This window comes from Actinomycetota bacterium, assembly GCA_035540895.1.
In the GTDB taxonomy this organism is placed as follows: Bacteria; Actinomycetota; JAICYB01; order JAICYB01; family JAICYB01; genus DATLFR01.
Genome location: DATLFR010000183.1, coordinates 1 through 11959 on the forward strand (window position 1 = coordinate 1; position 11959 = coordinate 11959).

Annotated in this window: 9 protein-coding genes; 7 read left to right on the plus strand and 2 right to left on the minus strand. The window is 70.2% G+C overall.

Annotated features, from left to right (window positions below):
* Positions 1-178 precede the first annotated feature (178 nt).
* Positions 179-415 carry a sulfurtransferase TusA family protein gene (locus tag VM840_10495; GenBank protein ID HVL82007.1) on the plus strand — a complete coding sequence of 79 codons (237 nt, stop codon included), beginning with the start codon at positions 179-181 and terminating at the stop codon, positions 413-415.
* The gene (locus tag VM840_10500; GenBank protein HVL82008.1) at positions 412-1086 is read left to right on the plus strand and encodes a DsbA family protein; all 675 of its coding nucleotides are present in this window, start codon (positions 412-414) and stop codon (positions 1084-1086) included. The genes VM840_10495 and VM840_10500 overlap by 4 nt, the downstream gene beginning before the upstream one ends.
* Here VM840_10500 and VM840_10505 read toward each other — a convergent pair.
* Both VM840_10505 and VM840_10510 read right to left on the minus strand, forming a co-directional pair.
* Complete coding sequence (locus VM840_10505) at positions 1083-1742, minus strand: response regulator transcription factor (protein HVL82009.1); 660 nt, start codon at positions 1740-1742, stop codon at positions 1083-1085. The genes VM840_10500 and VM840_10505 overlap by 4 nt on opposite strands.
* A complete protein-coding gene (locus VM840_10510; protein ID HVL82010.1) occupies positions 1739-3073 on the minus strand; it encodes a glutamine synthetase family protein in 1335 nt (444 codons plus the stop codon). Before VM840_10510 ends, VM840_10505 begins: the two co-directional genes overlap by 4 nt.
* A gap of 86 nt (positions 3074-3159) precedes the next feature.
* Between VM840_10510 and VM840_10515 the strand changes: the two genes are divergently transcribed.
* The 5 genes from VM840_10515 to VM840_10535 form a co-directional block, all read left to right on the plus strand.
* Positions 3160-4884 (plus strand): NAD+ synthase, encoded by a 1725-nt coding sequence (locus VM840_10515; protein ID HVL82011.1) that lies wholly within the window; start codon positions 3160-3162, stop codon positions 4882-4884.
* Between the two features lie 133 nt (positions 4885-5017).
* Positions 5018-6439: a type I glutamate--ammonia ligase gene (glnA, locus tag VM840_10520; GenBank protein HVL82012.1), complete on the plus strand. Its 1422-nt coding sequence runs from the start codon at positions 5018-5020 to the stop codon at positions 6437-6439.
* Between the two features lie 196 nt (positions 6440-6635).
* Positions 6636-9035, plus strand: coding sequence for a transglycosylase domain-containing protein (locus tag VM840_10525; GenBank protein HVL82013.1), 2400 nt, complete (start codon positions 6636-6638; stop codon positions 9033-9035).
* 78 nt (positions 9036-9113) lie between these two features.
* Positions 9114-10091 carry an ABC transporter substrate binding protein gene (locus VM840_10530; protein HVL82014.1) on the plus strand — a complete coding sequence of 326 codons (978 nt, stop codon included), beginning with the start codon at positions 9114-9116 and terminating at the stop codon, positions 10089-10091.
* The coding region (locus tag VM840_10535; protein HVL82015.1) for a PAS domain S-box protein at positions 10088-11959 on the plus strand (1872 nt) is incomplete at its 3' end. The genes VM840_10530 and VM840_10535, both read left to right, overlap by 4 nt.

Consider the following 11959-nt stretch of genomic DNA (forward strand, 5'->3'; position numbering starts at 1 on the left):
CCGCAGCCCATCCGGCCGCGGCGAGACGGGTCCGGTCGCGCGGTGGGAGCCGGCGTGCTGGCCCTCGGACTGGCCGGCGCCGCGGTGGGGCTGAGGCTGCGCTCCCGCGGGAGCGGATGAACCGGATCCGGCCGCGGGTTGTGCGGGTAGGCTCTTAGGCGTCACGAAGGAGGACGAGGTGTCAGAGACCGCGACCGCAACGCTCGACGCGACGGGACTGTCGTGTCCGCTGCCCGTCGTCAAGGCGCGGCTCGAGATCGAGAAGCTGCAGGTCGGGGACGTCCTCCGCGTGCTGGCCACCGACCCCGGGTCCCTCGCCGACTTCGACAACTGGACGAAGATGTCCGGCCACGAGCTCCTCGACTCCCACCAGGACGAGGGCACGTACACGTACCTGATCCGTAAGGGCAAGTGACGCGTACGGTCACGGCGGAGCCCGGGACGATCGTCGTCTACGGCGATGTCATCTGTCCGTGGTCTCACCTCGCCACCTTCCGGTTGTTCCGCGCGCGGGAGAGGCTCGGCCTAAGCGAGGACGTCACGTTCGACATGCGCGCCTTCCCCATGGAGCTGATCAACGGAAAGCCGACATCGAAGCGGGGGATCGAGTCGGAGATCCCCGTCATAGGGGGCCTAGACCCCGAGGCCGGGTGGCAGCTGTGGAAACGGCCGTCGTCGGAATGGCCCGTCACGACCCTGCCCGCCCTCGAGGCGATCGAGGCCGCCAAGCTCCAGGGGGTGCGGGCGGGCGAGCAGCTCGGTCGCGAGCTGCGCCGGGCCTTCTTCGCCGAGAGCCGGTGCGTCTCGCTCCGCACGGTCATCCTCGAGGTGGCCGGGTCCTGTGACCTCGTCGACGCCGATCTCCTCGCGGACGACCTCGACAGCGGGAGGGCCCGACCAGAGGTGATCTCTCACTGGCGCGACCAGGAGGAGGGGCCGGTCCAGGTCAGCCCCCACCTCTTCCTCCCGGACGGGACGGACCACCCCAACCCGGGGATCGAGAAGCACTGGGACGGAGCGATCCTCGTGATCGACTCGGACGACCCGTCCGTGTACGACGAGCTGGTCCGGCGCGCTGCGTCCTAGCCGGCGAACTTGTAGCCGACGTTGCGGACCGTCTGGATCAGGTTGTGATGCTCGCCCAGCTTCGCGCGCAGCCGACGGACGTGGACGTCGACCGTCCTCGTGCCTCCGTAGTAGTCGTACCCCCAGACCCGCGAGAGCAGGGCCTGCCGCGTGAATACCCGCCCGCGGTGGGAGGCGAGGAACTTGAGCAGCTCGTACTCCATGTAGGTGAGGTCGACCGGGTGGGCGTCCACGTGCACCTGGTAGGTGGCCAGGTTGATCGAGAGCGGCCCGAACGAGAGGATGTCGGTCTGCTCGCCCTGCTTCGCCTTCCACAGCAGGTGCCGCATCCGCGCATCCAGCTCGGCGAGCTGGTACGGGACGACCAGGAAGTCGTCGAAGACGCCCTCGCGCAGGAACAGCTCGCGGAGGTGCTCGATCCGGACCAGGGCGAGCAGCGGGACGTTTCGCATCGCGTCCTCCTTGCCCAGCACCTGGCAGAACGAGAGGGCGCCCGGGGCGTCGTCGCCGGTGAAGACGCAGACGAGGTCCGAGCGGGTCTCGGGGGCGGGGTCGGCGAACGTGAAGGTCTGGGTGGAGAGTCCAAGGAGCTCGAGGTCGCGGGCCACCCCGGCCACCTGCTCCGGATCGGCCGCGTACATCGAGCAGAGCCTCATAGCAGCGGCAGGTAGCGTTCGATCTCGTACGGGGTGACGACGGCCTTGTACGTCTCCCACTCCTCGCGCTTGTTGCGCAGGAACCATTCGAAGACGTGCTCCCCCAGCGCCTCCGCCACGAGCTCGGACCGCTCCATGAGGGCGAGCGCGTCCTCGAGCGTGTCCGGCAGGGCCTGGATGCCCAGCGCCCGACGCTCCTCGGCCGGCATCGCGTAGATGTCGTCGGTGGACTCGCCCGGGAGGTCGTAGCTCTCCTCGATCCCCTTCAGCCCGGCGGCCAGGACGACGGCGAGGAACAGGTAGGGGTTGCACGCCGGATCGGGAGCCCGGTACTCCACCCTCGTCGAGGACTCCTTGTGCGGCTTCGCCATCGGGACCCGCACGAGTGCGGACCGGTTGCGCCGCCCCCAGACCACGAAGACGGGAGCCTCGTACCCCGGGATCAGCCTCTTGTACGAGTTCACCCACTGGTTGGTGATCGCGGCCATCTCACGTGCGTGCACGAGCAGTCCGGCGATGAACGACCTCGCCACCTTCGAGAGGTGGTACTCGTCCGCCGCGTCGAAGAACGCGTTGCGGTCGCCCTCGAAGAGCGACAGGTGGGTGTGCATCCCCGACCCGAACTCCCCCTGGATGGGCTTCGGCATGAACGAGGCGTAGAGCCCGTGCTCGTTGGCCACCTCCTTCGCCACCAGTCTGAACGTCATGATGTTGTCCGCCATCGTCAGCGCGTCCGCGAACCGGACGACGATCTCGTGCTGCGACGGGGCCACCTCGTGGTGCGACGAGTGGACCGAGATCCCCAGCTGCTCCGAGTACGAGATCACCTTGCGCCTGAACTCCGACCCGATGTCCTGGGTGGTGAGGTCGAAGTAGGTGCCGTGGTCGAGCGGTCTCGGGGACGTCGGGGAGTCGAAGAGGAAGAACTCGATCTCCGGCCCGCAGTAGAACGTGAAGCCCATCTTCTGGGCGCGCTGGAGGGTCCGGCGCAGCACCCATCTGGGGTCGCCCTCGAAGGGGGTCCCGTCGGGGTTGGCGATGTCGCAGAACATGCGCGCCACCGCGTGCTGCTCGTTGCGCCAAGGCAGCACGTTGAAGGTGGTGGGGTCCGGGCGCGCGATCATGTCCGCCTCCTGCACGCGGGCCATCCCCTGGATGGCGGACCCGTCGAACCCGACCCCCTCCTCGAACGCCGCCTCCAGCTCCTCGGTGGGTATGGCGAACGACTTCGGGAAGCCGAGCACGTCCGTGAACCACAGCCGAACGAAACGGATGTCGCGTTCCTCCACCTGCCGGAGGACGTATGCCTTCTGCTTGTCGTCCAACCCCATCACCTCGTGGGTAGCGTGGCACGCCGACGTTACGGGCGGGTTAATCGTGACAGCCGGCTCCCGGGGCCGCACCGTACCCTTGAGGGATGAGGACCTTCCGCCTCGCGCTCGCCCAGGTCGACGCGACCGTCGGAGACGTGGACGGCAACGCCCGGCTCTGCCTCGACGCGATCGAGCAGGCCCGGGAGGCGGGGGCGGACCTCGTGGCCCTGCCCGAAGCCGTGCTGACCGGCTACCCGGCCGAGGACCTCCTGCTGAAGCCGTCCTTCGTGCGCGCGAACATGCGCGCGGTCGAGAAGGTGGCCGCGGAAGCTCGGGGGCTGTGCGCGGTGGTCGGGTACGCCCACCTCGGGTCCGACCTGCACAACTCGGCCGCCGTCTGCGCCGACGGCGAGGTGAAGGGCGTGTACCACAAGCACTTCCTGCCCAGCTACGGCGTGTTCGACGAGGACCGGTACTTCCGGCGCGGGACGACGGCTCCCGTCTACGTCGTCGCGGGGACCAGGGTGGGGATCTGCATCTGCGAGGACCTGTGGTACCCGTCCGGACCCGCCGAGTGGCAGTCGTGGGCGGGAGCCGAGGTGATCGTGAACCTGAACGGCTCCCCGTTCCATGCCGGAAAGCTCGAGGCCCGCCGCACGATGCTCGCCACACGCGCCGCCGACCACGTGGTCGCCCTCGGGTACGTGAACCTGGTCGGCGGCCAGGACGAGCTCGTGTTCGACGGCGGCTCGATGGTGTTCGACGCCGACGGGAACCTGACCGCCGCCGCTCCCCAGTTCTCCGAGCACCTCCTGGTCGTCGATGTGGACGTGGAGCAGGTGGCGCGCGAGCGCCTCCACGACCCGCGGCTGCGGAAGGTGGCCGCTCCCCCCTCCGGGGTGTCCACACCGGAGGTCGTTGTCTCCGGGGAGCAGGCGGCGAACCGGGAGCCCGTGGTCGCGCCGGTCGCTCCCCTGCTGACGCTCGAGGAGGAGGTGTACGGAGCGCTCGTGACGGGTCTGCGCGACTACGTGCGCAAGAACCGTTTCGAGCGGGTCCATATCGGGATGTCCGGCGGGATCGACTCGTCGCTGACCGCGACCGTCGCCGCGGACGCTCTGGGAGCCGAACGCGTCACGGGGGTGGTCCTTTCGTCCCGGTACTCGTCCGCCCACTCACGCGACGACGCGTACGAGCTGGCGCGCCGCCTCGGGATAGAGGTCCTGGACATCCCCATCGAAGAGCCGCATCGGGCCGTCGAGGAGCTGCTGGCCCCCCACCTGGACGGGACACCCGGACGCGACGTGGCGCTCGAGAACGTGCAGGCCCGGATCCGCGGGCTCCTGTGGATGGCGCTCTCGAACGCGACGGGCTCGTTGATGATCACCAGCGGGAACAAGTCCGAGATGGCCACCGGCTACGCCACCCTGTACGGCGATATGGCCGGCGGGTTCGCCCTGCTGAAGGACGTTCCCAAGACCCTCGTCTACCGACTCGCCCGGTGGCGCAACGAGCGCGGCTCCCCCATCCCCGAGCACGTCCTCACCAAGCCGCCCTCGGCCGAGCTGAGGCCGGACCAGACCGATCAGGACAGCCTCCCCGACTACGACACGCTCGACGCGATCCTCGAGGCCTACGTCGAACAGGACCGCTCCGTGGCCGAGATCGTGGCGCTGGGGCACGAGGCCGATACCGTCAAGAGGGTGGTGGCGATGGTCGACCGCAACGAGTACAAGCGCCGCCAGGCTCCCCCGGGGGTGAAGGTCACCGCTCGCGCGTTCGGACGCGACCGCCGCCTCCCGATCACGAACCGGTTCGTAGAGGGCTGACGCGCGCCCTCGGCCCTCGCGCCGCCCTGTTGAGGTCGTTAACGGCCGCGTAACACCGCGTTACCGTCGCGCAACCGCCCCCGCCTATGCTGCTTCGCGACCGGTGCTGGACCCTCGCTCAAGGAGGCGATCCGTGGCAACACCCCAGGACGTGCTGAAGCTCGTCAAGGACACCGAGGCCAGGGTGGTCGATATCAGGTTCTGCGACCTCCCAGGCCTCATGCAGCACTTCTCCATCCCCGCGACGGAGCTGACCGAGGAGGTGTTCGAGGAGGGGCTGGGGTTCGACGGGTCCTCCATCCGCGGGTTCCAGGAGATCCAGGAGTCGGACATGATCCTGATCCCGGACCCGGGCTCGGCCTTCGTGGACCCGTTCCGGCAGCACCCGACGATCTCGATCAACTGCTTCGTGCGCGACCCAGTCACGGGCGAGTGGTACACCCGCGACCCCCGCAACGTGGCCCGCAAGGCGGAGGCGTTCCTGAAGGAGTCGGGGATCGCCGACACCTCGTACTGGGGGCCGGAGCCTGAGTTCTACATCCTCGACTCGGTCCGCTTCGACCAGAACCAGCACTCGGGCTACTACTTCCTCGACTCGATCGAGGGAGCCTGGAACTCCGGTCGCGAGGAGCCTGGCGGGAACCTGGGATACAAGCCGCGCTACAAGGAGGGGTACTTCCCGGTCCCCCCCACCGACCACTTCCAGGACCTGCGCAGCGAGATGATGCTGACCCTCATCGACATGGGCATCAACGTCGAGGTCCAGCACCACGAGGTCGGAACGGCGGGCCAGGCTGAGATCGACATGGGCTTCGGCACGCTGCTCGAGCAGGCCGACCGGACCATGCTGCTGAAGTACGTGATCAAGAACACCGCCGCCCGCTACGGCAAGACGGTGACCTTCATGCCCAAGCCGATCTTCCAGGACAACGGGTCCGGCATGCATGTGCACCAGTCGCTGTGGAAGGACGGCGAGACGCTGATGTTCGACGAGACGGGGTACGCCCAGCTCTCGGACATCTCCCGCTGGTACATCGGCGGGCTGCTCCAGCACGCGCCCGCCCTACTCGCGCTGGCCGCCCCCACCACGAACTCCTACCGGCGGCTGGTCCCGGGGTACGAGGCTCCCGTCAACCTGGTTTACAGCCAGCGGAACCGGTCCGCGTGCGTCCGGATCCCGCTCTACTCGAAGTCACGGAAGGCGAAGCGCATCGAGTTCCGGTGCCCCGACCCGTCCGCCAACCCTTACCTCGCCTTCGCCGCGATGCTCATGGCGGGGATCGACGGGATCATGAACAAGATCGAGCCCGCCGACCCGGTGGACAAGAACATCTACGACCTCCCGCCGGCCGAGGCCGCCGGGATCCCGACGGTGCCGAGCTCGCTCGAGGAGTCGCTGGCGGCGCTCGCCGACGACCACGACTTCCTGCTCCGGGGGGATGTGTTCACCGAGGACCTCGTCGAGACGTGGCTCGACTACAAGTGGACCCGCGAGGTGACCGAGGTGAAGCTCCGGCCGCACCCGTGGGAGTTCCAGATGTACTACGACCTCTAGACCTCCGGTAGGAGTGAGGCGGCGGGCCGGGCCCCGGCCCGCCGCTGCCTTGCCGGGCGGCCAGGAGTCAGACCGCCGCGGATGGGGTAATACGGTAGCCCTGGTCGTCGACGCACGTGGAGAGGCAGTGAGGTATCGCAGGGCTGGGCTCGCGGCGGTAGCCGTGTACGCGCTGGTCGCGAGTGGGTGCTCCGGTATGGAGACCCTGTCGACGGCGGAGGCGCTGGACAGGCTGAGCGTCGCGACGACGAAGATCTACGCCGCGGACGGCTCCCTCATCGCGAACCTGCACGGGGAGATCAACCGCGACATCGTCACGCTCGATCGCATACCCAAGCACGTCCAGGACGCGGTGATCTCCATCGAGGACCAGCGGTTCTGGGTCCACGCGGGGGTCGACGTCCGCGCCATCGGCCGCGCCGCGGTCAACAACGCCCGGGGCGAGACCTCCCAGATACAGGGGGGGTCGACGATCAGCCAGCAGCTGGTGAAGAACCTCTACTTCGCGTCCCCCGACCGGACGATCGAGCGGAAGCTGGCCGAGGCGCGCAAGACGATCGAGTTCGAGCAGACGTACCCCAAGCCCCGGATCCTGGAGATGTACCTGAACACCATCTACCTCGGGCGCGGGGCGTACGGGTTCCAGGCCGCCGCCAAGGCCTACTTCCAGCGGCCGATCGAGGAGCTGGGCCTGGGCGAGGCCGCGTTCCTCGCCGGCGCGATACACGAGCCCAGCCGCTACGACCTGACCGACGCCACCACGCCGGAAGAGAAGGAGTCCGTCCTCGAGCGCGCCCACCACCGGCGCCGGATCGTGCTGGACCGGATGGTGGAGATGGGCGCCATAACGCCCGAGGACGCCGAGGCGGCCGCCGCCGAGCCGCTGGACATCAAGCCGATCCAGCCGAACCGCTGGGAGCACCCCTACTTCGTGGACATGGTCCTGCGTCAGTTGGGCGTGCTGGGCACCCGCAGCGACGCCGCCCTCGACGGCCGCTATGACGCGCTGGGCGCCACGGTCCGGGAGAGGGCCCGCAACGTGTACCAGGGCGGCCTGCGGATCCACACGACCCTCGACCCTCGGATCCAGAAGGCGGCCGAGGAGGCCGTCCAGGAGGTCCTCCCGGCCAACCTCGAGAAGCTCTCCGCCTCCGTGGTGAGCATCGAGCCCGAGACGGGGCATGTCCGGGCGCTCGTCGGAGGCCGCGGGTATTACCCCGACGGCTGCGCCGAGGTCGTCGAGGAGATGTCCGCGCAGTGCCGGCTGGCCAAGGTGAACCTCGCCCTGGGGAGCGCGGGTGGGGGGTCCGGACGCCAGCCCGGGTCCGGGTTCAAGCCGTTCGTCCTGGCGGCCGCCCTGGAGGAGGGGATCGGGCTCGGGAGCCGCTTCGGCGCCTCGGAGTTCGTCCACAAGCTGCCCGCGGGGGAGTGGAAGGTCCGCAACTACGAGGGCTCGGGCAGCGGATCCGTCGACCTGATCGAGGGGACGGCGAAGTCGGTCAACGCGGTCTACGCCCGGCTGACGGTGGACGGGCTGGGGGACGGAGACGCCGTCGCCGGAGCGGGCAAGGTGGCCGCGCTGGCGCGTCGGCTGGGCATCGGTTTCCCCACCCCCGAACAGATGAAGGAGCGGTGCGGCGACCGGTTCAACCAGGACGGAGGCTGCACGCCGGCCGACTCCGTCCCGGCGATCTCCCTGGGAGCCAAGGAGGCGTCCCCGATGGAGATCGCGTCGGCGTACGGCGTCTTCGCCGCGGACGGGATGCGGGCCGAGCCCACGGCCATCGTGCGCATCGAGGACGCGCAGGGTCAGGTCATCTACGAGGCCGATCCCGAGCGCAAGCGGGTGCTACCGTCCGACGTCGCACGCGCCGTCACCTATGCGCTGCGTCAGGTGATCGAGAGAGGCACCGCCACCGGAGCGAGCCTCGGCTCCCGACCGGCCGCGGGGAAGACCGGCACCTCGCAGCAGTGGAGGGACGCCTGGTTCACCGGGTACGTGCCGCAGCTCGTCACCTCGGTCTGGGTGGGGAACCCGATCCTGGTCGAGAACCGCAACGGCCGGACGGAGGTCGAGTCGATGGTGCCGGCGAACGGGTACCCCCGCCGGATCACGGGCGGCAGCTACCCGGCGATGATCTGGCACCGGCTCATGTCGGCTGCCCTGGAGGACGCGCCCATCGAGCGCTTCCCGCCGCCGCCCAGCAGGTTCTTGTCCGCCACCCGCACACCCAAGCCCAGCGAGCGCAGCGAGCCCGGGACGACGTGGGACGCGAGCGAGGGCCAGACCGGTCCACCCACCCCCGTCCCTCCAGCCGCGGCCCCAGCTCCCGGCCGGACCGAGCCACGCGAGCCGCGGTCGGCCCGCTCGGACGGAGGCGGAGGGTCGGGCACCGTCCCGAGCGTCATAGGCATGTCGCCCGCGTCTGCCCGCAGCGCGCTGTCCCGCGCGGGTTACTCCGCCGCGGCCGTGAGGGAGTGTCCTCCGGGCGGGTCGGACTCCATGAACGTGTGGCGTCAGAGCCCGGGAGGCGGGTCCTCCGCCCCCCGTGGCAGCACGGTCACCATCTGGCACTCCCCCGCCGTCTGCCGGTGACGCGGCGCCTCGCGCGCCCTCCGGCGTGATGCCACAATCACTTCACCCCCTGGGCTGAGGTGAGACGATCGGAGGAGCATGCCGTCGCGGCGCGTGTCCTTGGCTGCAGCGTGCCTGCTGGTGCTGGCGGGCTCGGCGTGCGGTGCCCCTGACGGCCCGACCGCGGCGGCCGACCCGGCCACCATCGGTTTCCTGAGAGCGATCCCGACGGGGCCCGTTAACCCGGCGTTCGTCGACGAGCTCGCCCGGGCGGGTTTCCACCACGGCCAGACCCTGCGGTTCCTCGGGGACGCGCCGGACGAGGTGCACACCGACCCCGCGGACATCGAGGCGACGCTGAGCACGTGGGGGGAGCGCGGCCTCGACCTGCTGGTCGCCTACTCCACCTCGGGCGCGGATGCCGCCCGCAACGCGAACCCCGACCTCAAGATCCTCTTCCTGGTGAACGATCCGCGCGCCGCCGGGCTCGTGGAGCGGGAGGACCGACCGGAGGGGAACCTCACTGGGGTGACTTTCCGCGTCCCCGCGGACCGCACGCTTTCGCTCGCCTCCCGGGTCGTGCCCGGCCTCGACCGGGTGGGTCTGGTGCTCCCGGCGAACGACCCGGCCGCCCGTCCACATCGCGACGCCGTGCACGCCGCCGCGGCCGAGCTGGGCATCTCGGTAACCGATGCGCCCTTCGCGTCCGAGAGCGAGGTGGCGGCGGCCGTCGAGGCGGTCGTAGCCAGCGGCGCCCGGGCCCTGTTCGTGTCCAACTCACCGCAGGCGGTGCGGGCGCGAGCGCAGATCGCGGCGGCGAACGCCGACCGGCTCCCGGTGCTCGCCAACACCACCGTGGTCGACTACGCCGTCGTCGTCCTGGAGCCCGACACCACCCAGATCCACCGTCAGCTCGGGCGTCAGGCGGTCCGGCTGCTCTCGGGAGCCTCGCCGCGTTCGGTGCCGGTCGAGGACCCCGCCCGCTTCCGGGTCGTCCTGCGGCAGGACCGGGCCTCTCGCCACGGTCTCACCCTGCCGCAGGACGTCGTGCGCGAGGCGGACCTCGTAGAGCCGTGAGCCGCTCAGCGACCGACCTCCCCCGCTTCGGTCTCGTCGGGCGTCTCGGGGTGGCCGCCGTGATCGCCGGGTTCCTGGCCGCGGCGATCGGGGCGACCGCGATCGGGCTCTGGGCCTCGGAAGCCCTCGAGGGTCAGGTCGAGGAGACGAACCTGGGTGTGGCCAATCGGCTGGCCGTGGCGACCGACGACGGGATCCGCTCTGCGTCGACCGTGCTCCAGGTGGCGGCGACCCGGCGCGCCCTCTACTCGGGGGACCGGATCGACGCGGTCAGCGAGCTGCACAACCTGCTCACCAACACGCTGCATTTCGATTCGCTCGTCCTCTACGATGCCGACGGGACCCCGGCCGCCGCGGCAGCCTCGCGCTACCTCGCCCGGGCCGAGCGGTTCCCGCCGCGCCCGGATCTGGTCGCGTCGCTCACGTCGGGCGGCTGGTCGGCCAACCTGCTCGAAGGCACCCCGAGCCTCGAGCTCGCCGCGCCGCTGGAGAGTCCGCCCGGTCGCGTCGTGGGAGCGCTCGTCGCCACGTTGCCGCTCGATGCGGTGACCAGCCGAGTGGTCGAGCTCCGCCTCGGCCAGACAGGCCGGGCTCGCCTCGTCGATGACGAGGGCGTGACGCTGGTCCACGTGGACCGCGACCGCGTCGTCGCTCAGGAGCGCGTCCCGGTGGGACCGATCCTAGGCGGGCGCGAGGCAGGCAGCGGGTCGATCGGGTCCGGCGCAGACGAGACACTCGTAGCCGTGGTGCGCCTGAGCACGTTCCAGGGGGCGGTCGTCGTAGAGCAGGACCGTCAGGACGCGCTGCGACCCGTCGCTCAGACGCGCATGCAGCTCACGCTCATCCTGCTGGCGATAGTGGCCGTCACCGTGGCAACCGTGCTGTTGGCGGGACGGTCCTTCCTGCGTCCGGTCCGACCCCTCGCCGAGGCCGTTCAGCGATACGGCAGCGGGGAGCGCGTCCGGGTCGGTTCCATCGCCCGGCACGACGAGATCGGCACGCTCGCCGCCCACTTCGACCGCATGGCCGACGCCCTCGACGAGCGGGTCGAGGAGCTGGAGGAGACCAACCAGAGGCTTCGCGAGGCGCAGGAACGCCTCGACGACGCCTTCCAGGACTCCCCGATAGGCATGGCCACCGGTCCGGTCGACGGGACGCTGACCCGGGCGAACCCGGCCCTCGTGGCGATCGTGGGCCGCACCGCGTCTGCCGTGGAGGGCGAGTCGATCCTCGTCCACCTCCATCCCGAGGAGGTCGAGGGAGCCGCGCGGCAACTGTCCTCGCTGCGGTACGGCCCCCGGCGCGCGCTCAGCGCCGAGTGGCGGATGCGCCGTCCCGACGGGTCGGAGGTCTGGACGCTGCTGACGGCCACACGCATCGACGACCGGGAAGGCCGCCCGGCCGAGCTGTTCTGGCAGGTTCAGGACATCACCCCCCGCAAGCGGGCAGAGCAGGAGCTCCTGCGGCTGGACAGGGCGAAGACGGAGTTCGTCGCGAACGCCGCCCACGAGCTGCGTACCCCGCTCACCGCCCTGTCCGGGCTGGCCGAGGTGCTGGCCGACCGCTGGCAGTCCATGGACCCAGACCAGGTCGAGCAGTCGCTCGAGGCCCTCGTGAGGCAGGCGACCCGTACGCGCGTGCTGGTCCAAGAGCTCCTCGACCTGCTTCGCGTGGAGAGCGGCTCGCAGCGGTTCGATCTGCGCAGGGTCCGCGTCGCACCCGTGGTCACGCAGGCGGTGGGGTCGCTGCCTCAGCTGGGGGAGAAGGTGGTGCGGGCCGAGGTCCCGGAGGAGTTGGAGGTGCTGGCCGACGAGTCGGCCCTCGACCGGATCGTCGTGAGCCTGCTCGCGAACGCGGCCCGGTACGGG